The 26,319-nt window shown below is 34.7% G+C and carries 24 protein-coding genes; 7 read left to right on the forward strand and 17 right to left on the reverse strand.

What is annotated here, in order from left to right; translation table 11 throughout:
• The first annotated feature begins 27 nt into the window (after positions 1-27).
• From CN601_RS08905 to sigJ, 7 genes are all read left to right on the forward strand, one after another.
• Positions 28-1,242, forward strand: a complete 1,215-nt coding sequence (locus CN601_RS08905; protein WP_098170819.1) for a HupE/UreJ family protein — start codon at positions 28-30, stop codon at positions 1,240-1,242.
• 18 nt (positions 1,243-1,260) lie between these two features.
• On the forward strand, positions 1,261-2,301 hold the full coding sequence (locus CN601_RS08910; RefSeq protein ID WP_257131655.1) for a permease: 1,041 nt from the start codon (positions 1,261-1,263) through the stop codon (positions 2,299-2,301).
• 15 nt (positions 2,302-2,316) lie between these two features.
• The gene (locus CN601_RS08915) at positions 2,317-3,249 is read left to right on the forward strand and encodes a TIGR03943 family putative permease subunit (protein ID WP_098170820.1); all 933 of its coding nucleotides are present in this window, start codon (positions 2,317-2,319) and stop codon (positions 3,247-3,249) included.
• A gap of 28 nt (positions 3,250-3,277) precedes the next feature.
• Entirely contained in the window at positions 3,278-4,147 is an 870-nt protein-coding gene (locus CN601_RS08920) for a hypothetical protein (protein ID WP_098170821.1), read from the forward strand.
• A gap of 323 nt (positions 4,148-4,470) precedes the next feature.
• A complete protein-coding gene (locus tag CN601_RS08925) occupies positions 4,471-6,072 on the forward strand; it encodes a copper resistance protein CopC (RefSeq protein ID WP_098170822.1) in 1,602 nt (533 codons plus the stop codon).
• Positions 6,073-6,100: 28 nt separating this feature from the next.
• On the forward strand, positions 6,101-6,733 hold the full coding sequence (locus tag CN601_RS08930; protein ID WP_098170823.1) for a YcnI family copper-binding membrane protein: 633 nt from the start codon (positions 6,101-6,103) through the stop codon (positions 6,731-6,733).
• 381 nt (positions 6,734-7,114) lie between these two features.
• Positions 7,115-7,978: an RNA polymerase sigma factor SigJ gene (gene sigJ, locus CN601_RS08935; protein WP_098170824.1), complete on the forward strand. Its 864-nt coding sequence runs from the start codon at positions 7,115-7,117 to the stop codon at positions 7,976-7,978.
• Positions 7,979-8,022: 44 nt separating this feature from the next.
• Here sigJ and CN601_RS08940 read toward each other — a convergent pair whose 3' ends face one another.
• From CN601_RS08940 to CN601_RS09025, 17 genes are all read right to left on the reverse strand, one after another.
• On the reverse strand, positions 8,023-8,502 hold the full coding sequence (locus tag CN601_RS08940) for a carboxymuconolactone decarboxylase family protein (protein WP_098118660.1): 480 nt from the start codon (positions 8,500-8,502) through the stop codon (positions 8,023-8,025).
• Positions 8,503-8,733: 231 nt separating this feature from the next.
• The gene (locus CN601_RS08945; protein ID WP_098118661.1) at positions 8,734-9,303 is read right to left on the reverse strand and encodes a manganese catalase family protein; all 570 of its coding nucleotides are present in this window, start codon (positions 9,301-9,303) and stop codon (positions 8,734-8,736) included.
• A gap of 15 nt (positions 9,304-9,318) precedes the next feature.
• On the reverse strand, positions 9,319-9,582 hold the full coding sequence (locus CN601_RS08950) for a spore coat protein CotJB (protein ID WP_098170825.1): 264 nt from the start codon (positions 9,580-9,582) through the stop codon (positions 9,319-9,321).
• Between the two features lie 3 nt (positions 9,583-9,585).
• Complete coding sequence (locus CN601_RS08955) at positions 9,586-9,828, reverse strand: spore coat associated protein CotJA (protein ID WP_172446201.1); 243 nt, start codon at positions 9,826-9,828, stop codon at positions 9,586-9,588.
• Between the two features lie 73 nt (positions 9,829-9,901).
• A complete protein-coding gene (locus CN601_RS08960; RefSeq protein ID WP_098170826.1) occupies positions 9,902-11,383 on the reverse strand; it encodes a flavin monoamine oxidase family protein in 1,482 nt (493 codons plus the stop codon).
• 359 nt (positions 11,384-11,742) lie between these two features.
• Positions 11,743-12,720 (reverse strand): ring-cleaving dioxygenase, encoded by a 978-nt coding sequence (locus CN601_RS08970; protein WP_098170828.1) that lies wholly within the window; start codon positions 12,718-12,720, stop codon positions 11,743-11,745.
• A gap of 216 nt (positions 12,721-12,936) precedes the next feature.
• The gene (gene cydC / locus CN601_RS08975) at positions 12,937-14,673 is read right to left on the reverse strand and encodes a thiol reductant ABC exporter subunit CydC (RefSeq protein ID WP_098170829.1); all 1,737 of its coding nucleotides are present in this window, start codon (positions 14,671-14,673) and stop codon (positions 12,937-12,939) included.
• Between the two features lie 10 nt (positions 14,674-14,683).
• The gene (cydD, locus tag CN601_RS08980) at positions 14,684-16,387 is read right to left on the reverse strand and encodes a thiol reductant ABC exporter subunit CydD (protein ID WP_098170830.1); all 1,704 of its coding nucleotides are present in this window, start codon (positions 16,385-16,387) and stop codon (positions 14,684-14,686) included.
• Entirely contained in the window at positions 16,387-17,400 is a 1,014-nt protein-coding gene (cydB, locus tag CN601_RS08985; protein ID WP_098170831.1) for a cytochrome d ubiquinol oxidase subunit II, read from the reverse strand. Before cydB ends, cydD begins: the two co-directional genes overlap by 1 nt.
• Complete coding sequence (locus CN601_RS08990; RefSeq protein ID WP_098170832.1) at positions 17,397-18,791, reverse strand: cytochrome ubiquinol oxidase subunit I; 1,395 nt, start codon at positions 18,789-18,791, stop codon at positions 17,397-17,399. The genes cydB and CN601_RS08990 overlap by 4 nt, the downstream gene beginning before the upstream one ends.
• 368 nt (positions 18,792-19,159) lie before the next feature.
• Positions 19,160-19,690 carry a chromate transporter gene (locus CN601_RS08995; RefSeq protein WP_098170833.1) on the reverse strand — a complete coding sequence of 177 codons (531 nt, stop codon included), beginning with the start codon at positions 19,688-19,690 and terminating at the stop codon, positions 19,160-19,162.
• On the reverse strand, positions 19,687-20,253 hold the full coding sequence (locus CN601_RS09000; RefSeq protein ID WP_098170834.1) for a chromate transporter: 567 nt from the start codon (positions 20,251-20,253) through the stop codon (positions 19,687-19,689). Before CN601_RS09000 ends, CN601_RS08995 begins: the two co-directional genes overlap by 4 nt.
• Positions 20,254-20,265: 12 nt before the next feature.
• On the reverse strand, positions 20,266-21,876 hold the full coding sequence (gene ggt, locus CN601_RS09005; protein ID WP_098170835.1) for a gamma-glutamyltransferase: 1,611 nt from the start codon (positions 21,874-21,876) through the stop codon (positions 20,266-20,268).
• 15 nt (positions 21,877-21,891) lie between these two features.
• Positions 21,892-22,878, reverse strand: a complete 987-nt coding sequence (locus CN601_RS09010; RefSeq protein WP_098118673.1) for an ABC transporter ATP-binding protein — start codon at positions 22,876-22,878, stop codon at positions 21,892-21,894.
• Positions 22,875-23,852, reverse strand: a complete 978-nt coding sequence (locus tag CN601_RS09015; protein ID WP_098118674.1) for an ABC transporter ATP-binding protein — start codon at positions 23,850-23,852, stop codon at positions 22,875-22,877. The genes CN601_RS09010 and CN601_RS09015 overlap by 4 nt, the downstream gene beginning before the upstream one ends.
• 8 nt (positions 23,853-23,860) lie before the next feature.
• On the reverse strand, positions 23,861-25,381 hold the full coding sequence (locus tag CN601_RS09020; protein WP_098170836.1) for a glutathione ABC transporter substrate-binding protein: 1,521 nt from the start codon (positions 25,379-25,381) through the stop codon (positions 23,861-23,863).
• Between the two features lie 12 nt (positions 25,382-25,393).
• Positions 25,394-26,281 carry an ABC transporter permease gene (locus CN601_RS09025; protein ID WP_098119103.1) on the reverse strand — a complete coding sequence of 296 codons (888 nt, stop codon included), beginning with the start codon at positions 26,279-26,281 and terminating at the stop codon, positions 25,394-25,396.
• Positions 26,282-26,319: the final 38 nt, after the last annotated feature.

A 26,319-nucleotide genomic window follows, 5' to 3' on the forward strand; every position in this document is an offset into this window, starting at 1 on the left:
TTCTATTTTATTTCCCGGAGGAGACAAATGAAAAATAGTATTTTTTTCTTAAAAACAAATAAATTACGTCGTTCTTTTCCCCTATTTTTATGCATTCTTATTTTTTTTAGCACATCATTTGTAACAGTTGAAGCTCACTCATTAAGCGCAAGCTACACGACATTAAATCTTTTAAAATCAAAAACTACAATGAACTTTGCTTTAGATGAAGTTTCCGTCATGGAATTAACTGGTGGTGATGTTAATAAGAACGGAATGTTAGACCAAAATGAATTTGAGGCAATTAAGAAAAAAATTGAATCTACTATCCAAAACAACATCACTTTAAAAATTAACGGAGAAAAACAAAATTGGACAAAAATAAATAAGCTGGAGCTTAATCGAAAAGGCGATGCTACTCAACTGATCGTTAATGTTGATTACCCGTCAATCCAACCCTCTCAATCTATTATGCTATCTGATAGTTTGTACAAAGATGATTCAAACACGAGTACCACTTATGTTGATTTATTGAAAGTGAACTACGGGAAGGAAAGTAGTACTGCCGCTCTTTCTGATGAAGGCCGTGTGTGGTCTATGATCCTAAGTGACAGTGCATATGAGGGACTAAGCAATGATACCAATACAATTCAACCTACAAAACAACAGCCTGTCATAACAAAACAATCTAATCCGGACTCTACTACAAGTCCATCTTCTAAAGGATGGGTGACATTTTTAAAACTCGGTATGAATCATATTCTTACGGGTTATGATCATTTACTATTTTTACTTTCGTTACTAATCGCAAGACAAAGCTTTAAGCAGTTTGCAAAAGTAATTACTGCTTTTACAGTCGCACATAGTTTGACATTAACATTAACCGTCTTAGGAATTATTTCGATACCTTCTTATATTGTCGAACCTGCAATTGCACTGAGTATTTGTTATGTAGCAATTGAAAATATATTCCGTAAAAACATCAATCATCGCTGGGTATTAACATTTATTTTTGGATTAATTCATGGAATGGGCTTTGCAGATTTATTAACCGCGATGCATCTATCAAAAAGCGAATTAGCAGCAGATTTGGTTAGCTTCAACCTTGGAATTGAAGTAATCCAGCTTTCAATTGTTCTTTTATTATTACCATTATTAACACAATTACATCGCTCGAAGTATTCAGGAAAGGCAATTATATCTACCTCTAGCTTTGCTTTTATATTAGGTGGAATTTGGTTATTTGAACGCATCATATCTTAAATGGAAAGAGTGAATCCTTTGCGAAGCATTGCTATTGAAAAACGAAAACCTGCCAGCTCTAATCGACATTTTCTAATCATTATTAGTTTAATCATTGTGTTTCTTTTATATCTATCTTCTACTTCAGGCTTGAGCTCTGTTTTTTCAACTGCAAAACTACAAGTCTTTAAAATGGTCTTTATTAGTATTATTATCGAGGCTTTACCTTTTGTTTTAATCGGTGTATTCGTTTCAGCAATCCTTCAGGTTTTCGTTACGGATCAAATGGTTCAAAGATTTATACCGAAAAATCCTTTTTTAGGTATCATTGCGGCTAGTGTTTTAGGAATCATTTTTCCGATTTGTGAATGTGGAATGGTACCTGCTATTCGTAAACTAATAAAAAAAGGAATGCCACTTTATGTTGCCGTTACTTTTATATTAGTTGGTCCAATTTTAAATCCAATTGTATTTCTATCAACTTTAACTGCTTTTCGAAATCAGCCAGTTGTTGCATATTATCGTATGGGACTTGCATTCATTGTTGCACTAATCGTCGGACTGATCGTTTTTCAATTTGTTAAGTCAAATCAATTAAGAGATCAAGTTGACCAAACTAAAGAAAATCATCACCATCATGATCATCAGCACGATCCAGCATCTCTTCCAGTTAAAAACAAATTCATTGAGGTTATGGGCCATGCAGTAAGTGAATTTTTTGATATGGGTAAATACTTAGTATTTGGTTCGATCATCGTTGCCCTACTTCAAATTATCGTTTCTCAAAATAGTTTAATTGAATTAGGAAACAGTGGTCCTGCAGCAAACATCCTTATGATGGGTCTTGGTTTTATTCTATCCCTTTGTTCAACATCAGATGCTTTTGTTGCTCAATCTCTACAAACAATTTTTACAAAGAGCTCACTAATAGGTTTCATGGTTTTTGGGCCAATGATTAATATTAAAGGGATCCTGATGATGCTTGCAGTGTTTAAATCTCGATTTGTTCTACTTCTTTGTACATTGGTTTTCATTTTTGTATTAATTGGAACGTTAGTCTTGCAATCTATTAATTTATAAAGGCAGTGATTTACTTTGAAGCATAAAATTAGTTCCACGTCGATTCATCATTTTATTAAAGCTGCTATTCTCTTAGGACTTGCTATCTATATTTTTCAATTAACGCTTACTGACGAAATACTTCAATTTATCGTGCCTGAGCTTGTAATCTATATAAAAATTGCAACCGGTATTCTGTTTATTGTCGTAATTTCTCAAATATATATAGCCGTTCTCTCATTAAAAAGACATGTTATTATTTGTGATTGTGGTCATGATCATAGTCACGATCAAGTTTTTGGCCATGAGCACCATCATTTATTTAAAAAATCAATCTTGAAAGATATTTTGATTTATAGTCTATTTTTATTACCTCTGTTTCTTGGGTATCTGTTACCAAACCATGCGAGCTCAAGTTCTCTTGCTAGTAATAAGGAAATGAATTTTAAAGGATTGGCTGTTCAATCTTCAACTAGTGGACATGCTGTAGAAGTAAAAGGAAATGAGGCCCCTGCGCTTAAGAAACTGTTCAAAACAAATGTATATGATCAAGATTACGCAAAGCTTGGAATGCGATTATACAAGCAGAATATCATCGAGATGAAAGACAAATGGTTTATCGAAAAACTTCAATCAATGAATACGTTTGTCGACAATTTCCAAAATAAACAAATTAAAATTAAGGGGTTTATCTATCGAGATCCTAAATTAGCAGGAAATCAATTTATTATTGCAAGAATGGGAATGACTCACTGTATCGCTGATATTTCACCATTCGGTATTATTGCAGAATCAACTGATGCACAGCAATTTGTCAATAATTCATGGGTAACAATTACTGGTACGATCGGTAACACTAATTTTAATGGGCAAACAGTTATAAAAATAAACGTTGAAAAATCAGAGCCAGCTAAATCTCCAAGTGTTCAATACGTATATCCTGACTGGAACTTTGGATCAAAGCTATAGTTAAAAAACTTATTTTAGAGGTGTTATCATGGGATTAAAGTATGGAAGTCTTTTCTTAGTACTCCTTCTTACTTATTATAGTTTAAATCACATTTATCGAAATAAAGAGCGATTTTCTAGTACGATCTATTCAATGATTTCTTTAATGGTTGGTGTATCATCAGCTACTATCAGTTTCTTATTCATCTTAACTATAAATTACAATTTGCTAATCTCTTTCATTTTGGACGTCTTATTAGCAGTTTTAATTTTAGGTATAACTAAGAAACTATTTAATAAAGGAATTACTGACATGTTAGCGTCTCTACTCGGAGCATTTGTGGGGACAACGATCGGATATATGACATTCACATCAAGTATAATGATCGTTATTGTGGACGTTCTGTTTATCATTTTTATTTATTTATCATTATTTTTCGTTGATCGAAAACTAGTTTCAAATTCACCGCAAAAAAAGAAGCGTATAATAGAAGGAAAAAACAAGAGAATACTGATTGGCTCATCAAACAGTACAGTACTATTAATTTCAGCCCTTCTTATATGGGCAATCATTTTTACAGTAAATATCGATAAAGTAAAAGTTGGTGTAATTGGGCAACCCCAGAAGCAGACTGCGAAACAAGATGACCAAAATGACCTTCAATACGCAACAATTCACGTAACTGCTTCAGGTTTTAGTCCGAAGAATACAATCTTTAAACCTGAGACAATGACTAAAATTATTGTTGATGTAGAAAAAGGAAGCGCAGAAAACCCAAAATTGACTTCTGCAGACCTGGGTATTAATATTCCATTGAAAACCGGTAAAAATATCCTCTTATTAAATAATCCTTTAAAAGGGGAATACCAAATTTCATTAGAACCATCTAATTCAGTTGGTAAGTTACTTGTAAAATAAATGTAAGTCCAAGGGCTTCGTCATAGTGAAAATCCGCAAGATAATTAGATTTCTTGCGGATTTTTTTTGTTTCATGTAATTTAAAATAAGCATGCATAAAGGAATAAATGCAGTTAAATAATTTTACTATCTGAGGACTTTTGTAGTATGAATTAAAATATTCCAATTAAATTTAATAAATATTTATAGATTATCACACTTCTATCACAATTTTAATTTAGAATTTAGAAGTTGTTGATCATCTAGCTCATACCAAAAAGTAGATATAGAGGTGACTCAAAATAATAAAATCTCGCAAAATAGGGTTTTCTTTCTTAATTTTATTGATTGCTGCTCTTTATTTTCCATCCATTGCTTCAGCACATGCCTATATCGTAAAATCTACACCTTACGAGAATGAGACTTTTACTAAATCTCCACAACATATTCAAATACGATTTGATGAACAAGTACAGTCTGCATTTCATTCTTTACAAGTTTTAGATGAATTAGGTAAACGAGTTGATTTAAATGATGGGAAAGTTAATAAGCAAAATCAATCAATTTTAGAAGCAAACTTAAAACCAAATTTACCTGATGGCAATTATCATATTGTCTGGAAGGTTATATCAAGTGATGGACATTCAGTTAATGGGGTCATTCCATTTAGTGTAGGAGATGCTGGCAGTAAGACCAATATCTCTAATAAACCTACACAACCTTTATCCAATACGGATGTAATGGGAACTTATTGGATTGAATACATTAGTTTATTTTTATTTGTTGGCCTATTATTTTTTGGCTTATTTGTTTACAAAAACGATAAAAGCAATCGCACAATGGCCTTTAATAAGACAAAAGGTTTATTGTTACTCTCCTATTTCGGGCTATTATTTAGTGTCCTTTTAAGCCTGATTGTTGAGACAAAAAATTATACGAATGGAACATGGCAAGCCGTTTTTCATAAGAACTTACTTATGGAAACAATAAACAACACTAAGTTTGGAAGTGTTTGGATCATCCAACTTCTATTATTAATGGTGCTAGCTAATTCATTGTATATGGCTTGTAAAAAGGAACAAAAAAACGCATTTTATTGGTGGCTAAGTGCATTTGTAATCGGCGCTTTCTTATTCCTTGCAAAAGCATTTATTGGTCATGCAGCAACGGAAAATGAATTTTTACCAATTCTGTTTGATTTTATCCACTTACTTTCTGTTTCAATTTGGCTAGGAGGATTAATAGGAATATGTTATTTACTTCCTAGAGTACAAATAGAAAAAGAGACTAACTCAGATTATTGGAAAACCATCCAACGATATTCAAAATGGGCAACTATATCAGTTACACTACTTTTAGTAAGTGGTATATATGCAAGTTTAAACTATATCCCTAACCTTTACTCTTTATTACATACAAACTATGGAAAGGTTTTATGTGGGAAAATACTTTTATTCCTTGTCATGTTGGTATTAGGCTTAATCCATTTTATTAAAGGAAGACGTAGTAAAAATAAATTAGGCAAATCAGTTTGGATTGAAATAAGTATCGGAATGATCGTACTCGCACTATCATCCTTACTAACTAATCTGCCTACTGCAATGGAATCACCTGGTCCATTTACTGGCGTAAAGCAAAATAAAGGTTATTCAATATCGCTACATGCTACACCAAATATAGTCGGCAAAAACACTTTTACAATTAAGATTAAAGACAAAAATCATAAAAACATCACATCTATTCAACAAGTTACACTTACCTTTAAAAACACTGATATGAATATGGGTAATAACACAACACAAGCTAAACAAGCTTCATCAGGTGTTTTCGAGTCAAAAGGATTTTATACAAATATGGCCGGACATTGGAATGTGAAGGTCCATATTTTAACGGATTCTCTTGATTCAGTAGATGTAAACTTTAACTATATCGTGGGTAGTAGATGATTTATTACATTCAAAGGAGACATAAAAAATGAAAAAATTCATTTCAAAAGCAACTAAAACGATTGCCACAGCATTCGCTATGACTTTGCTATTTACTGGTATTGCTAGTGCACATGTTGTCGTTATGCCAAAAACTTCAACACCTGGTGCATGGGAAACTTATACAATGAAAGTACCAACAGAAAAAGATGTCCCTACAACAAAAGTAACACTTAAAGTTCCTTCAAAATTTGAATTTGTTTCATACCAAGCAATACCAGGATGGAACTTAACTGAAGCAAAAGATGCAAATGGAGTTGTCACATCAGTTACTTGGACTGCACAAAACGATGGAATTTTACCAGGACAATTTCAACAATTTGTATTCATGGCCAAAAACCCTGACTCAGAAGTAAACGGCGCATGGGATGCTTACCAATACTATAAAGATGGTAGTATCGTAGAATGGACTGGTGACGAAAAATCAGAATCACCACACTCAATTACAACAATCGTGAAGGACACGACTGTAAACGAAGCACCAGCTAAAACAACACAAGATACAACTAAGAAAGCTGATTCTGAGAAGTCAAATTCAAGTAATACTTCATTAGTAATGTCAATCGGAGCAGCTGTTCTTTCTGTGATTGCTTTACTGATTGCGCTTCTTAAGAAAAAGTAAGAGGACGTAACACGAACAAATCGTGAACAATATTGATAAAGTTGTGAACTCCGTTGATATATCGCTGTTTCTCGTTGATATATTGCCGATTCCCGTTGATATAATGGCAAATCACGTTGATATATAATTCCTCAATATAGAAAAAACTCCACAAAGAAAATTTCTTTGTGGAGTTTTTTTGTAAACGAGTATTCACCAACCGCTCGTCGTACGTTTGCCAATTAAAAGTCATAATTAAATCATTTTAGGATATGTTATTTATGTTATAGATAAATTTAAGAATCAACCCTGTCACAAAATTCTACCCTATCTCGTTATATAAGAGAGCCTATCTACAAAATCTTCAATAGTAAATTGTTTAAATAGAATGGATGTGAAACTATGCAAGATCTTTACGAAAAGTACAAAAAGTTATTGTTTAAACTTGCATACCAGCTATTAGGATCGGTTTCAGATGCGGAAGACGTAGTCCAAGATGTATTTTTAAAGCTATATGACGTTTCCCCAGACAAACTAGGCGAACCTAAGGCATATCTATGTAAAATGGTAACAAACCGCTGTCATGACATACAAAAATCAGCTCGCAAGAAACGGGAGCAATATTTCGGAGAATGGCTTCCCGAGCTCCTTTACTATGCTGAAGACAATTCAATGGATTCAGTCGAACTTGAAGATCAATTATCTTACGGAATGCTCGTTTTACTTGAAAAGCTAACACCTACAGAACGTGTCGTTTTTGTCCTTCGTGAAGCACTTAGCTTCGAATATTACGAAATTGCTGAACTAGTAGAAAAAAGCGAAGCAAATTGCCGCAAAATATTCAGTCGCGCAAAATCAAAAATGGGAATTGGTACTGAAGAAGTAATTCATTCCGACACTGCTTCCCAAGAATTAACGCATAAATTTATCCTCGCACTCAAAAACGGCAACTTGAATCAAGTCGTATCGATGCTAGACCAAAATGCTGTACTAATTGCAGATGGTGGTGGGAAAGTAATCGCTGCTGTGAATCCAATTAAATCAAGTGACCACGTTACAAAATTCCTATTCGGTGCAATACGTAAAGCATCATTGGTTGACGGAGTTCCACATATTGAAATCAGTCAAATTAACGGCCAACCCGCTCTTATTCTCCGTTCCAACGAAGGAATTCACACAGTCGGCATGCTTCATATCGAAAATAATTTAATTCAAAATGTATATATAATCAGGAACCCAGATAAGCTGAAACATCTTGGAACGTGAATTAAAAAAAGCGCGTGGAATGCTCACGCGCTTTTTTGTCATTTTTATTTTAGCCCAGCTTTTGTTAAACCAAATGCTACATCTGCTGATCCAGGTACTGCTTTAAACGCTATACTAATTCTGTTCCAAGCATTTATTGCCATAACCGAGAATGTTAAATCAGATAATTCTTTTTCCGATAATTGCTCACGAACTTCATTATAAACTTCATCAGGCACACCGTGTTCAGGTAATTTAGTCAAAATCTCCGTCCATGTTAACGCCGCACGCTCACGTGGACTGAATAATGTAGACTCGCGCCAAATAGGAATATGGTAAAGACGAAGCTCTCTCTCACCATGCATTTTAGCTTGCTTAACGTGCATATCTGTACAAAAACCACATCCATTCATTTGTGATGCTCTAATGTGTACTAAATGAAGAATTGTTTCTTCGATTGAACTCTCATTCTCTGCATTGCTAAGTGCCATCATTTTGTTAACGAATTCTGGTGATTGTTTCATATAATCAATACGTTGTGTCATAATTAATTACCTCGCTTTTTTTATTTATGTCGGAAATATGAGAACCTACTCGAATATATAACGACTAAGTGATTCATTTTGTGACATTAGGAATAATTTGTATTATTCGAGCTAGGTTTTACCTCTGTTATTTTTCCAATCGTATATATAACGATTGGGGGTCTTTTTTTGTGACATACTTTAATAAAAAATAAAAACCTGCTCCCTATAATACCGGGAACAGGTTCAATTTTAAAAAATCTTCCGCTGCTGTCGATCATCCTTCAAAATTTCTACAGCTTCTCTAAATCTCTGCGAATGGACAATCTCACGTTCTCTTAAAAATCTTAGACTATCATTTAAATCCGTGTCATCGGAAAGATCAATGATCCATTGATAAGTTGCTCTAGCTTTTTCTTCCGCTGCAATATCTTCATATAAATCTGCGATTGGATCGCCTTTTGCTTGGATATAAGCGGTAGTGAATGGCACACCGTCTGAGTTATGGTAGAAGAGTGCACTGTCGTGTGATGCGTAGTGGGTATCTAGTCCGGCTGCTTTCATTTGGTCTGGGGTTGCGTCTTTTGTTAACTTATAAATCATCGTAGCAATCATTTCCAAATGAGCAAATTCCTCTGTCCCGATATCTGTCAAAAGTCCAATAACCTTATCCGGAATTGTATATCGTTGATTTAAGTATCTTAATGCAGCTGCTAATTCTCCGTCCGCTCCACCATATTGTTCAACTAAAAATTTGGCAAGCATGGGATTACAGGTACTTACTTTAACTGGATATTGTAACTTTTTTTCATAAATCCACATTGTTACTCCCTCCTTTTAAACCTGCCATGGCCACGGGCCTTTATGCCAGTTCCAGTTTTGATCTGAAAAACTACTACCAAATTGATATAATGGGCCATATTTTGATTCAAAGTTGGCTTCAATTTGCTTTTTATATTGGGCATATTGGTTAAATTGATTGATTGCATTTTGATCATCTGGATGAGTATCTAAATATAAAGTTAATTCTACAAGCACAAAATCAACTGCTTGAAGTTCCTCTAAATCTTGATAATACTCTGGAGGAAGTTGCTGCGTCATTTTTTAATCCCTCCTAGCTTTATATGGATTTTCGTAATAGTCATAAAAAACCTTCCATAAAGTACCTTTTTTTAAAGCTTCTTTGTATGAAAATTGCTCTAGACCTGGTGGCTGAAATCCTAAATATAAATGTGGAGGTGTTGAAAAATATCTTTTCCCGATTGGTGGACACGGGTCATTTGGACCATGAAAAACATCATATGTTTTAACAGGGGTAAATTGAAGTCCTTGGTTATTTTCGTTCAAACTGATCACTCCCTCAAATAAAAAAAACATCCACTATCTCCACTATATTCACGGGAAATGCGAAAAATGAATTTTATCCTTCATTGAGAGTCCGATTATTGACCTCAAATGCCGAGCGAATGCCCGATTCGACTGCACCTTCAATCCATGCAGGAGCAGATGATGTATGTTCTCCAGCAAAGTGTACTTTCCCCTCAGGAGTGGAGATATATGGCGACAGTTCTCTATTTTGTTCAGGCTTAAACATAGAAAAAGCCCCACCAGAGTATGGATAAAGAGCCCAGCTATGTGTATAGCCTGTAATAAATTCAGTATAAACTTGACTTCCATGTATGGTTGCTAGATCTTTCAAAGCATTCATTATGCGGTCATTTTCAGACATACTATCCCAAATCAATGCATCGTCTTCCCAAGTGTAACTAGCTAAAATGATTCCAGACCCGTTATTCCCATTATGATTACTTGGGTAGTAAGCAAACCGAATCGGTAAATCCGTAATTAATTTCCCACCTAATGTCCCATCCTTTTCCCAAAATCTACTTTTAAATTGAAGTCCAATTTTTGTAGAAGGAACATAGTGTAATTCTCGAATCGCTTTCCATTTATTATAAGAAAATGAGTTTCTTGGGATCACTTCAATGAAATTTAATAATGAAAAGGGGATGGTAATAATGGCATAGTCAGCAGTAGTTTGATAATGCAGATGGCTTGTATAATGATCTGAATGAATTGTTACTTGATTATTTTCTTGCACTATTTTATTCATTTTTTGACCAAAGAATATATTCTCCTTTAATTGTGTTAAAAACTTTCTAGGCAGTAGATCATTCCCCCCGGTAATCTCGTATAACTTAATTTCCTTTGAAAGTAATACAATGAACTCTCTTAAAATAGCAGTAAAGGCAAGTTCAGGAAATCCTTCCATCCCTTGAAGTACCTTCACTTTTTCCGCAGCACCAGGTGACAGTGGTGTTCCGATTGGATTATATCTTAAAAATGAATCCATTGAATGATTATCATAATTTTGGATAATGGTCTTCCAGTTCTCATCAGGATTTTGATTAATAAAGTCAATTACAGTTTTCAACGATCTTTCAATTAACTGATCTACATTAACTCCTTTTTCATCGGCCGCTACACGATAACCTAAAATATCTGGATTTTGTTCATATAGCTTTTGCGTTGTTTTTACACCATTTACATAAATAATATCCTCTGATTTTCCGTTTATAAACTCATTTATTTTCAACTTAAATTTATTAATATATTCAAGTACAAGCTTGTGATTTGAAGCAATACGCATTGCACCTAATTCTAAATACTGATCATTAATAAAGGGTGCTCTTTTCGTAAAAATCCTACCGCCCACTCGACCATTTGCTTCTAAAATGGTTACCTCATGTCCTGCATCTTTTAACAAAGATCCTGCTACCAATCCCGATATTCCCGCTCCTACTATAACAATCTTTCTCGGATTATTTGTCTTTACTAGTCCATTTTGGATTATATTTACCATTTCATCCTTTGATAAATGCCTATCCGGTGTAGTATTCATGTTTCCTCTCCTAAAAAAATATTTTAGTTCATAAGATTTTTATTCAGTGAAATATTTCATTAGAATAACAAAACGTTTTATGCATTAATTTTTTCAGGTAATTTTTAACAGTTTGATTAACCATAGGTGTGATTTTCCACTCAATACTCTCGAACGGAGCGTGATATATACCGATATCAACAAATTTAACGAGTATATCAACAAAAACAGATGCTTTATCAACAAAAATAACCATTATATCAACAAAGTTCACAGCTTTATCAATAAATTACACAATGTGTTCGCCTTTCGCGGCAGCACAGCGTCACCAGCAAACAAAAAAAGCACCCACTTAAAAAGTGAGTGCCCTTTCTAAAACATTATTCCTTAACAAAATCCTTCGTACTTCTAACAGTATCAATCTGACGAACCATTCCTTCGATTTCATCACGTTTTGGTTCTAAGAAAGGTGGTAATGATAGTTTTTCACCAAGTGTTTCGTAAGGCTCGTCACCCATAAATCCTGGTCCATCTGTCGCAAATTCAAATAGGATTTGTGGAGCTACTCTTGCGTATAAAGATTCGAAGAAGTGACGATCTACATAGCCAGAGTTAGGTAAACGGAATGAGTCGAGACGTTTGATCCATTCTTTTAGTACGGATGTATCTTCTACACGGAATGCTACATGGTGAACTGTACCAAAGCCTTGGAAGCTTTGAGGTAATATTTCATTATGTTCAGCAATGATTTGTGCTCCGTTTCCTCCTTCGCCAACTTCGAATAAGTGGAATGAATCTTCTTTATCAATTTCTTTAAATAAAAGTACTTTTTCGATTACTTCTTTAAAGAATGCAAAATTTGCTACGCGGATAAAGATTGGGCCTAGTCCTGTTATTGCATATTCTAATGGAATTGGGCCTTTTTGCCACGGTGTACCTGAGGCAATTCCTTTGTTATGTTCATCTGAAATTAATTGGTATTGTTGATCATCGAAATCAACAAACGATAGTGTTTTCTTACCGAATTGTGTTTTTATTCCTGTGTGCTTCACATTTAATCGATCAAAACGTTTCTCCCAATAATCTAGAGCTGCATCTGTTGGTACTCGGAATGATGTTTTTGAAATCTCATTTGTACCATGTGCTCCTTTTGGAATACCAGGGAAGTCAAAAAATGTCATGTCCGTTCCAGCGCTACCCTTATCGTCTGCAAAGAATAAATGATACGTTTGAATATCGTCTTGATTGACTGTTTTCTTTACTAAACGCATTCCTAAAACATTAGTAAAAAATTCATAGTTTTTTTCTGCACTGCTAGTTATTGCTGTTACGTGATGTATACCTTTTAAGCCGTTCATACGAATACCTCCAAATAGTAGTTTTTTTGTATATAAGCATTTTTATTTTGCGAATCTATAGCTGAAGAATACTGAAAAAATTAATTAAAATTTATTTTGAATTCAAGATATCTCGAATTCGAGATAAATATATCATGTAAATCATTTTCCGTCAAATTGTAATTTTGATGAACAAAAAAGACTCCGACGAATTCGTCAGAGTCCTTTAACTTGCATCTATTCTATTATGGTAAATGGGCGATCTAACTCAAAAAGGTTCCGATATCTAGTTTCGTGTCTGAAAAGATCATCATGTGATCCATTCATTGCGATTGTTCCTTTATCTAAGAAAAGGATTTGATCAGCCATTTCTGCACCAATTAAATGGTGTGTAATCCATAATACTGTTTTTCCTTCTAAAACTTTAAAGATTGTTTGGAGTAATTTTCTTTCTGTAATTGAATCCAGTCCGACTGTTGGTTCATCTAAAATGACAACTGGTGTATTTTGAAGGAGTATTCTCGCCAATGCTATTCTTTGACGTTCTCCACCTGAAAATCTTACACCGGTTTCTTGCATAGAAGTATGATACCCTTCCGGAAGTGATGCGATATATTCATGCAGTTCAACCATTTTCGTTACTCTTATTACCTCTTCGTCACTTGCCGTTGGATTTCCTAAACGAATATTATTTAAAACTGAAGTATCAAATAAATATGGCTTTTGGTTTAGTACAGAGACAACTTTCGAAATATGGTCGCCGAATGATTCACTTTCGATTCCATTCAATTTAACGCTTCCTTGGGTAGGAGTCTCTACTCCCTCAATTAGTTTAAGAATCGTTGATTTACCTGATCCACTTGGTCCTAATAAGGCTGTTTTTTTATTTGGCTCAATCGTAAATGAAATATTGTTTAAAATATTTTCGCTTTCAGGATAATGAAAACTTACATTTTTAAATTCGATTTGTCTATAATCATCAATATTTCCTTCTAAAACAGGTATTTGCTCAACACGTTTTACCTCTTTAATCCCATCTAATCGATTGATTGAATCCGAATATAATGGGACACTGCCAAGAGAATTTGATAATGGAATAAAGGCTTCTGTTAAAGGAAATATTACTAAAACAAATGCAGCAATAAACGTTTTTGGAATATCTCCAGCTAAACTTTCATTACCTGCCCAATAAAGCATCATTAAGACTAAAGTTGCTACAACGAATTGTGCCGCTAAGTCTCGCCATCTTCTAAATCTTTTTTCTTTGCCTTGGATATTTCTTAAGGAATCATCCATGTCTCTATATTCTTTAATGAAGCTTGTTTGCCTACCACTAAATAACCAATCGCTAATACCAATCACAGCATCAGTTAAGTTTTCGTATAAATGACTTTTTTCCTTTTTTATTTGATGTGTCCGTGCTTTTTCAACTAATAATGAAAAAAGTGGTAAAACTCCGATTAATACAAATGAAACAATTGCGGTTAGTAAGGCAAAAGGAACTGAGAAAAACCCTAGTGCAATTACCGAAATAAAATAGATAAATAATGCAGCAATGCCAGGAAAAATAGTTTTCAAGTAAATATCCTGTAAATGTTCAATATCATTCGCTAGCAATCCTAAAATATCTCCTGTTTTAAACTTCGAATTGATATTAAGTGCATACGGTTCAAGATTGCTAAATAATCTAGTTCTCATTCGAGATAAAATTTTTAAAATCGTATGATGCCCGACTAATCTTTCAACATATTTAGATGCCGACCTTAAAATTCCAAATGTCCTTACAGCTACGATTGGTACATAAATCATTAAAATATTTTCAGGTCTAGTTGCTGCTTTTGAGATTAAATAGCCAGAAGTGTACATAAGTGAAGCCGCTGCAAAAATTGTCAGTGCACTTAAGAAAATCACAACTATAAATAAACGACGATTTTCTTTTATATATGGTAAAATCCATCCATTTTTATTTAACATATTTTTCCCTCTAACTATGAATTAGTCGATAATAATGACCTTTATTCATCATTAATTGTTCGTGCGTACCAACTTCAACTATGCTACCTTCGTTCATCACAATAATTTGATCCATTTCTTTCATCCAATGTAAGCGATGTGTAGCTAATACCACTAATTTATTTGAAAATAACTTAAGCATTGTTTGTTTTAATTCAAACTCTGTCTCAATATCAAGATGACTAGTAGGTTCATCCAATAAAAGTACTGGACGATTTTCTAAAAAAGCTCTAGCGAGTGCAACGCGTTGGCTTTGTCCCCCACTTAACGCTCTGCCACCTTCACCTATCTTTTCTTCTAATCCATTCGGCAGTTCGTTCATTAAAGAAGTTAAACCGGACTGTGTAGCTGCATCTTCAATTTCCTCGTTAGTTGCAGTAGGTTTATAGAAACTTATATTATCTTTTAATGATTTTGAAAAGATGTACGGATTTTGTGGGATATAAATTAACTGTTTATGCCAATCAGCTAATTGAAGATGCGATACCTCTTTACCTGAAATTTGAATAGCACCTTGTGAAGGCTCCAAAAATCCTCCGATCAAGTCAATTAGTGTTGATTTACCCGAGCCACTCTCTCCAACAATCCCGATCTTTTGAAACCCATTAATACTTAAATTTATATTCGATAAAATCGTCTGACCATCTTTCTCAGGGCTTACGGATAGGTCATGCAAATTAATGGTACTATTATGGCTCCAATCAGAAAGAGGAGCAATATCTTGAGCTTTAAACTCCTGCTCATCTAAAATATTCTGCATTGCCTTTCCAGCTTCTTGACCGTTTAATGTAGCATGATAATCCGCACCAACTTCGCGAACTGGTAAGAAATATTCAGGAGCTAAGATTAAAATCATAAGTGCCGGACCTAATAATATTACTCCGTCAATTAAGCGAAGACCTAAAAAGACGGCAACTGTAGCAATTGAAAGCATAGTAAATAAATCTAGCGCAAATGATGATAAAAAAGCTACTTTCAGAGTTCCCATCGTTGCTTCTCTGTATCTTTCACTTACATTTTCAATTTTTTTAATATGTTTTCTACTTAATCCAAGAAATTTTAATGTTTCCAGACCGCGCAGTGAATCTGTAAAATGATTCGATAAAATTCGGTAAATCTTCCATTGTTTATCTGATTTCTTTTTAGCCGCTAATCCAAGTAAGATCATAAAAATAATAATGATTGGAAATGTTACGATTAATATAATTGCAGAAACTTTATCAACAAAGAAAATATAGATCACAATTACTGGTGAAATGATGGCTAAATTAATCATTTTCAAAGGAACGATTTCTAAATATTGTTTTAGTTGAGTAGTTCCTTCCATAATTAGTGTTACAATGCTTCCTGTTCCTGATTTTCTTGCATATCTAGGTCCAAGTCTAAAAAGCTTCTCTAACACTTCCATCTTTATTTCCGTCGATGCAATGTCTGCAAAGCTTTCCGAACACTTCTGTTTGATTGTTGAGACAATATATCGGCAGACAAATGCGACGATGAAGAAAATAGTAGCGTATAAAATATCGCTACTACTTTTTCCATTGAACAATTTGACAATAGCTTGTGAAAGCATATATGCCTGAATAATAATTGTCGCCACTTGTATAATTGTTAAAAAAGATAAGATAATGAATAAACTCTTTATCCCTTTGTATTTAATAAGATCTCTTCCCATTAATAAGTCAAATCCTTCTCATCCACTCTTTTTCTAAACACATAATAACTCCAAATTTGATAACCTAATACGAATGGCAATAGTGTACATGCTACAATTGTCATTACTTTTAATGAATATGGGCCTGATGAAGCATTATAAACTGTTAAGTCATAAGTTGTTTTTATTGAACTAATCATGACTCTTGGGAACAGAGAAGTAAATAGAGTTCCTACAGTAAGTACAATACCAAGTCCTGTCATAGTAAATGACCAACCGTCTCTTTTCTTAAAGATGAAGACTGTAGCAAGAACGTAAGATAATACGATTAATAAAATAAGTGGCACAGTTATTTGCGCTTTTACTTTAAACATATCCGTTTCAAAAAATGCCATACCAGTAAATGCAACTAAGAATAGGAATACTGGTATGATTACTAAACGTGCTAGAGAACGTGCACGATCTCTTAAGTCTCCAACCGTTTTTAATGTTAAAAACATTAATCCGTGTAATAGACATAAAAGCGTCACAGTTATACCGCCGACTACAGTGAATAAATTAACATAATCAGTAAATCCAGCAGATATATTCATATTTTTATCGATTGGCATCCCTCTAAGGATACTAGAGAATAGTACACCGAATAAAAATGGTGGTAATAAACTACCGAAGAAAATTACCCAATCCCAGGCTTTTGCCCATTTCAAACTTTCAACTTTCCCTCTAAATTCAAAAGCAACTCCGCGTCCAATCAATGCCATTAAGACGAATACAAACGGAATATAATAGCCACTGAACATCGTTGCATACCAATTCGGAAATGCTGCAAAGATTGCTCCACCAGCAGTTAATAACCAAACTTCATTTGCGTCCCAAAATGGTCCAATTGTATTTATTAATATTCTTCTTTCAGTATCATTTTTAGCTAGTAGCTTCGTAGATATACCTACACCAAAGTCAAAGCCTTCTAAAAAGAAGAAGCCAATAAATAAAACTGCAACAAGTAAAAACCATAATTCATTTAACCCAATCATACAATTGTAGCCTCCCTTTCAAACGGATCAACAGTAGGAACCTCTTCTTTTTTAACATGATGTGTTCCTTTTTTAATTTCTTTCACAAACAAGTAAACTAAAACGGCTGCTAAAATTGCGTACATTGAAGTAAAAGTTATGATAGAGAATATAAGTGATCCTTTTGAAACATTAGGTGACACAGATGCAGCTGTCGTCATTAAACCGAACACAGTCCAAGGTTGACGGCCTATTTCCGTCATAACCCATCCAGCTGTATTTGCTATAAATGGTAATGAAATAAGGAAAATCGTTGCCTTTAAGAATAGATTTTTTGATTCTAATTTTTTACGATAACTAAAATATAATCCTAGCATCGACATTAAAATCATGACCATTCCTGCTCCTGCCATAATTCTAAAGCTCCAGAATGTCGTATTAACTGGTGGAATATAATTTCCGGGACCATATAATTTCTCATATTGCTTTTGTAATGTATTCATTCCAGGTACTTTACCTTCAAACTTCTCGTAAGCTAGATAACTTAATAAATATGGTACTTCTACCTCATATTTATTTTCTTTCTTTTTCGAATCGATCAGACCAAAGAGCATCCAGCCTGCAGGGTCGCCACTATCTTTCCAAAGCCCCTCACTTGCAGCCATTTTCATTGGCTGTGATTCCATTAAATGCTTCGCTTGAGAATGGCCGCTAAACGCCACGCCAATTCCTGCTATTAAAGCGACAACCATTGCTAGATTGAATGCTTTCTTAAAGATTGCGATCTCTTGTTTCTTTAAAATTTTATATGCACTTACACCGGCTACAAATAATGCACCAGTTGCTAAAGCGCCAGCAATCGTGTGAGGAAACTCTACTTTTAGCTGAGGATTTGTAATGATTGCCAAGAAATCGTTCATTTGTGCACGTCCATTTTTGATCGTATAACCAACTGGCTCCTGCATAAATGAATTAGCTGCTAAAATCCAAAATGCAGACATGACAGTTCCAAATGCAACTAGCCAAATACACAATAAATGAATTTTTTTAGACAGTTTTTCCCAACCAAAAATCCATATTCCTAAAAACGTAGATTCCATAAAAAACGCCAAAAGTGCTTCAATTGCTAGCGGTGCTCCAAATACATCCCCTACAAATCGAGAATACTCAGACCAGTTCATACCAAACTGAAATTCTTGAATAATACCAGTAACAACACCAACAGCAAAATTAATTAAAAATAAGTGCCCAAAGAATTTTGTTAACTTTTTATATGTCTCGTTATTTCGAAAAACATACAATGTTTCCATAATTGCAACCATAAATACTAAACCAATAGAAAGTGGTACAAATAAAAAATGGAAAATCGTCGTGGAACCAAATTGTAATCTTGCAAGTTCTAACACACTCACGGTCCATCCCCCTTAGGATAAAGAATATTTCAAAAAAAATTTCATAAAGCTCAGGATAACTTTGAACATTTTTTCACAAATAATTCATTAAGTAATTTCTAGAGAAGCACATACGGTATCTCTTGTTACTTATAGTTTACTTTTCTAAAAGGGTTTTTGACTTAATCTTATATGTCAAATTCGTGTCAATAAATTGTCTATTTTGTGACTAAATTCACAAATGTTGATGTGTATAAATTTTACATGCTATAATAATTGCTATTTTTATGACACTTCACATTATGGTAATAAATTTAAAAAGACTCCACGCAAAAAAACATTATTAAAGCAACACCACATTAACTGTTGCTTCAATAATGTTCCACTACCTATGCTAAGAATACAGCTCCATATACAAGTGCTCCCCCGATTACATATGCAGGGTGAATTTTCCAACGCTCCAAAAATAATAGAGAAAGTACACTAATAATGATTGTTTGAGTTACACCTACACCATTATATGAATCATTGAAAAAGTCAAAAGCCATAATGCCAAGTAATACTGCAATTAGCGGTTTAACAAATGCAGTCATTTTTTTAACTTTAGGTGAATTTTTGTGCTTCATTAATATGCTTAATAATGCAATCATCAAAATAAGTGATGGTGCGATTGAAGCAAATAATCCAACAAATGCGCCAAACGCTCCTCCTTTAGCATAACCAATATACCCTGCCAGCTTTGTAGCTATTGGACCTGGTAGTGCATTGGCTAATGCAAGCACATTACTAAAATCAACTGAACTCATCCATCCGTATTTATCTACAACTTCATTCTCAATCAGAGGAATAGAGGCTGGTCCACCACCGTATCCGAAAATTCCAGGTAAGAAAAATGCCAAGAATATTTTCCAAAAGATCATGATGCCTTCACCTTCTTCTTCTTTTCATTTTTACTTTTTGAGAAAAAGGCATATCCAACTAAACATCCGATTAGTATTGCAGGATGTACATTTAAAAAATAGAGAAGGATAAAACTAGTTACTACAATTATACTAGTAATTTTCCAACCGAGAGATTCTCTTGATTTTTCTACAAAATCCCATGTTAAAGTCGCTAACATCACTCCTACTACTGGAACAACCGCTTTTGACATACCTTGTACCCAAGCAATGCCTTTAAAATGATTTAACGTTGATAATAGAATCATAAGTAGGATGACAGTCGGTAGCGTTGTTGCGATTATTGCATTTAGCATACCCACTACCCCACCTATCCTCCATCCAATATATCCCGCAAGCTTTGTTGCGATTGGTCCAGGAAGAGCATTTCCAATTGCTAATACATCGGAAAAGTCATCTTTATTTAACCATTTATACTTATCTACAACCTCTGTATGTATAAGTGGTATGGAAGATGGACCTCCCCCGTAACCTAACATTCCTACTCTAAAAAAAGCTAAAAAAAGTTGCCATTGATTTAACATTGAATCATTCCTTTACCAAACTGCAATTGCGCCATCTGTTCGAGATTCTGTTCCTCCCATTAACACACCGTTCTGTGAATTACGCCATATAATTTGGCCTCTTCCAAAGCTGCTACAATCCGTAGCAATCTGAATTTGATGGCCTTTTCGAGCAAGTGCTTGAGCAAGATGATTTGGAAAATGAGGTTCAACTACCACTTTTTTCCCTTCCATCCATTGCCATCTAGGTGCATCTAATGTACTTTGAGGATTTAATAGAAAATCTACCGTGTTCATTACAACTTGTGCGTGGCCTTGTGGTTGCATATATCCGCCCATTACGCCGAATGGACCTACCGCTTCGCCATCTTTTGTTAAAAATCCTGGAATTATCGTGTGATATGTTCTTTTACCTGGTTTAAGTGAATTTGAATGCTCTGGAATTAACGAAAAGTCATGTCCTCTGTTTTGAAGTGCGATACCCGTATCTGGAATGACGATTCCTGATCCAAATCCCATATAGTTACTTTGAATAAATGAAACCATATTCCCTTCCCCATCAGCAGTAGCTAAGTAAACAGTACCACCTTTTGGAGGAGTGTAATTTTCTGGTTCAATCGCTTTATCACCAATTAATTCTCTGCGTGAAGCAGCATATTCTTCAGACAATAGCTCATCGACATCGATATTCATATGTTCTGAATCGGTAATGAATGTTTTTCCATCAGTAAAAGCTAGTTTCATAGCTTCTATTTGTTTATGATATGTATCAACTTCATCTTTTGTAGAAAAATTAAAACCTCTGGCAATATTTAGTGCCATTAACGCGACCATGCCTTGTCCATTCGGCGGGATTTCCCATACATCATATCCACGATAATTAGTAGAGATTGGTTTTACCCATTCCACTTTATATTCACTTAAGTCTTCTAAACTTAAATATCCATTATGCTCTTTCATAAATGAAGCAATTTTTTCTGCTAACTCTCCACGATAAAAGCTTTCTGCATTTGTTGCTCCAATTTCTCGTAAAGTTTTAGCATGCGATTTGGATGACCACATTTCACCGATTTCCGGAGCTCGATCATCTGGAGTGAATGTTTTGAACCATTCGTCAAACTCAGATGTAGTAAATTGTTTTTTAAACTTTTCATAAGCTATATTCCAAAACTTCCCTAAAATTGGTGAGATCGGAAAGCCTTCTTCTGCAAGGGTAATTGCTGGTTGGAGAACTTCTTCTAATGGTAATTTACCAAATCGTTTTGATAATGCTGCCCATGCGGCAGGAACTCCTGGTACTGTAACAGGAATAACACCGTGAGTTGGCATTTTCTCAATTCCTTGTTCTTTTAACTTTTCGATTGAAATTGATTTTGGTGCTGGCCCACTACCATTTAAGCCGTGTAGCTCCCCTTTCACCCAAACTAATGCAAAGGCGTCGCCACCTATTCCATTTGATGTTGGTTCAACTACCGTTAAAGCGGCTGCGGTAGCAATTGCAGCATCAATTGCGTTACCACCTTTTTTCAATATATCTAGCCCTGCTTGTGCTGCTAAAGGCTGGGATGTTGCCACCATTCCATTTTTTCCAAATGTTGTATGACGTTGTGCTGAATATGGATTATTTAAATGATCAAACTGCATTTAGTATCTTCTCCTTTATGCTTCTACATGGTGACATGCAACAAAATGATTTTCTTCTACTTCCTTCCACTCTGGCTTTTTTTGGCCACAAAGATCTGTCGCAAGTGGACAACGTGTACGGAATGTACAACCAGAAGGTGGATTAGCTGGATTTGGAATTTCACCTGTCAAACGGATTTTCTCATGTCTTTTTCCGACTTTTGGACGGGGAATCGCAGATAATAACGCCTTTGTATAAGGGTGTAGTGGATTTTTATATAATTTGTCTACTGGAGCTAGCTCAACAGTATTACCTAAATACATTACTAAAACTCGATCACAGAAATATCTAACTACTCCTAAATCATGGGAGATAAATAAATAAGTCAATTGATATTTTGCTTGTAATGATTTTAAGAGCTTTAATACTTGTGCTTGTACTGACACGTCAAGTGCAGATACTGCTTCGTCACAAATGATTAGTGATGGATTTAGAGCAATCGCTCTAGCAATTCCAATACGTTGGCGTTGTCCACCACTAAATTCATGGGGATAGCGATCGTAATGATCTTCATTTAAACCTACTTCACGAAGCAATCCGATTACTTTCTCTTTTCGTTCTTGTTTTGATAGATTAGTATGAATTACAAATACTTCTTCTAACGCATCGCCAATTCGTTGTCTCGGGTTTAATGAAGCATATGGATCTTGGAAAATCATCTGCATTTGCTTCTTAAAATCATTTCGGTTTTTATTCGATAAATGCTGAATTTCTGTATCTCTAAAAATTACTTTTCCATCTGTAATTTCCTCAAGACCTAAAATTGTCTTACCTAAAGTAGATTTACCGCAGCCCGATTCTCCTACAACTCCTAAGCTTTCACCTTCCAATAATGAAAGGCTTACTGCTTCAACGGCTTTAACGTGACCTTGTACTTTTTTTAGTAATCCTCCACGAATTGGGTAATACTTTTTTACATTTCGAAGCTCTAATAAAGGTGACTTACTTTTTACTAGAGTCATAGTGCATCCTCCTCACTTAACCAACATTTAACCGTGTGCCCATTTTTTATTTTAAATTCCTTTGGCACTTCAACTTTGCATCGCGCAAGGGCACGTTCACAGCGTGGATGAAAACGGCAGCCAGTTATTTGTTCGTTTAAGCTCGGCGTCGAGCCTGGAATAGCTTCCAATTCAAAATCTGGATCATCAACATTTGGTACAGAGTTTAATAGACCAATTGTATATGGATGACTTGGATTATTAAAGATCTCTTCAACAGGGCCTTCTTCAATTTTTTCTCCTGCATACATAACCATCACTTTATCAGCAATTTCAGCAACGACTCCCATATCATGTGTAACCATGATGACACCCATTCCAAGCTGTTCTTGTAAATCATGGATTAAATCTAAAATTTGTGACTGAATCGTGACATCAAGTGCTGTTGTTGGTTCATCCGCTATTAAAAGTCCTGGCGTACAAGCTAATGAAATGGCAATCATAACCCGCTGTCTCATTCCGCCGCTTAATTCATGAGGATATTGATGCATTCTTTTTTCTGGATAAGGAATACCAACTTGTTTTAAAAGTTCAATACCTCTTTTATTTGCTTCTTGTTTAGTAAGCTTTTGGTGAATCATTAGTGGTTCACGTAGTTGATACCCAATTGTAATAACAGGATTTAAAGCAGTCATTGGCTCTTGAAAAATCATCGATATTTTATTACCTCTAATTTTTCTTAGTTCATCATTTGTTAGCTTAGTTAAATCTGTTCCTTCTAATTGAATAGAGCCACTTTTAATTGATCCATTACTTGGCAATAATCCCATTACGGATAATGATGTAATGCTTTTCCCACAACCAGATTCTCCAACGATACATAAAGTCTCGCTTTTGTTTACTGAAAAGGATACATTTCGAACAGCTGGGATTTCTCCGTCAGCTGTTCGAAACGTTGTTACTAAATTGTTTACAGATAGAAGTTCTGTCGTCATCATGCTACCTACTCTCTGTGTACGTTATATAAAGACCATTGTCCAGTAGGGTCAATTACTAAACCTTTCACCGTTTGATCAACTGCAGATGTTACTACACCTTGATTCATAACGATGACCGGAGCATCCTTTACTAATAAATCATCCGCTTCTTTTAGTTTTTCTTTTCGAGCATCTGGGTCAATTGTTTGACGAGATTCATTCACTAACTTATCAAACTCAGGATTACTATATGAAATTCGGTTAGATATTCCAACATTGTCAGAGTGGAAGTTTGGATATAATAATTCACTACCATCTCCTGTACTATTTGCCCATCCTAAGAACGTTACATCGTATTGACCTTTCATTGTTGCATCTAGGAACGTACCCCATTCCATCGTTTCAAGCTTAACTTTTAAGCCAATATCAGTCATTTGAGCTTGAGCAATTTCTGCCATTTTCATATACATATCTCTGTTTGGAACTAACATTTTCACTTCTTTTCCTTCAAATCCATTATCTTTAATCAGTTTCTTAGCTTTTTCTACATCATAAGAATAGCCTGCTTCTTCTTCAGATTGGTCATATCCGAAAACTTTTGGACCAATTACACTATTCCCTTCAATACCTAATCCGTTTAATTGATTAATATACGCTTTACGATCTAATCCATAAGCAACTGCTTGACGGAATGCTAAGTTATTCATTGGTGCTTTTTTCATATTAAATCCTAAATAATAAACAGGTGTTCCTTCTGCTTTTGTAACTTTTACTTTTTTAATTGATTCTAGACGTTTAATTTGCTCTGCTGGTATTGCATCAATAAATTGTACTTTTCCAGTTTGTAACATTGAGATTGCTGTAGATACTTCAGGAACAACTTTAAACGTAACTTTTTTCAGTTTAGGTGCACCATTCCAATAATCTTTATTCGCTTCAAGAACGATTTGGTCACCAGGTGTCCAGCTAACAAACTTAAATGGCCCAGTACCTACAGGTTTTTTCATTAAATCTCCATTTTTATCTGCTGTTGGACTTACAATTGAAGCAGCTGAGTGAGCAAGTGCCGCTAAAAGAGGTCCGTATGGATATTTCGTTTTAATTTCTAATTTGTAATCATCAACTACATTAATAGATTGGACTGGTTCTAATAAAGAAGCACGTGGAGCAGCCGTTTTTGGGTCACGGAATTTATCGAATGTGTACTTTACTGCTTCTGCGTTGAAATCTGTTCCATCTTGAAACTTAATTCCTTTTTTAAGCGTAATATCCCAAGTTTTATTGTCTGGATTTGTATATGATTCTGCTAAAAGTGGTTCAATTTCCATTGTTTTTGGATCTCGTTTAAATAAAGTTTCATAAACCTGACTGATCACATTAGCCGAAACTGAGTCATTTGTTAAAATTGGTGATAAACCAACTACATCTGATGTTGAAGCATAAGTAAGTTCTTGAGAAACATTAGTGCTATTTGATCCAGTCGTTTTACTAGAACAACCAGCAAGTAAAAGAATTGCACTAAATACGATAAACATCCACTTTTTCATATATCCATCTCCTTAATTGTTTATATTCATATTTGGATCTAAAGCATCTCTTAACCCATCACCTACGACATTAAAAGAGAAAACGATCAACATAATCGCGATACCCGGTACGATTGTCATATGTGGTGAAGAAAACATATAATCTTGCCCTTGCGAAATCATTGACCCCCATTCTGCTGTTGGCGGTTGAGCTCCAAGACCTAAATAACTAAGTGATGCCGTTGCTAAAATAGCCGTGGCCATCTTCATTGTGCCAAAAACAATTATTGGTGCCATGCAGTTTGGTAAAATATGTTTCACCATAATGCGTAAATCACTAGCTCCTAAAGTCTTCATTGCTTGTATGTATTCTTGCTTTTTTATTGATAATACAGAACCACGAACGATTCTCGCACATGAAGGTATTGCCCATATACTAATCGCAACTGCAACATTTACAAGGCTAGTCCCAAGTATTGCGATAATTAGCATAGCTAATAGTATTCCTGGGAAAGCAAAGAGTAAATCGACAATTCTCATTAGCAAGCCATCTAGTTTTGAGTAATATCCTGCTAGCATACCGATTGTAATTCCGCCGATTAAGCCAAGAATTACTGCGCTAAACCCAACAAGAAGTGATACTCGTGATCCGTAGACAATTCGACTCCACATATCACGTCCATAATTATCAGTCCCTAACCAATGTCCACTTGAGAATACTGGTAGCTCCGTTGATGATAAATGTTGTTTAATTGGATCGTGAATCGTAATTAATGGAGCGAACACTGCCATTAAAATTTGTAAAATAATAATAATTAATCCAAAGACGGCTAATCGATTTTTTACTAGTCGTTTAAACGTTTGAACAATAAATTTTTCTTTCTTTTTAGAACTAACTTGTTTTGTACCTATATTATTAATGACAACTTCCGTAGACAATTCCCTTCCTCCTTTCACTG

The sequence above is a fragment of the Bacillus sp. AFS017336 genome, assembly GCF_002555445.1.
Classification (GTDB): domain Bacteria; phylum Bacillota; class Bacilli; order Bacillales; family Bacillaceae_G; genus Gottfriedia.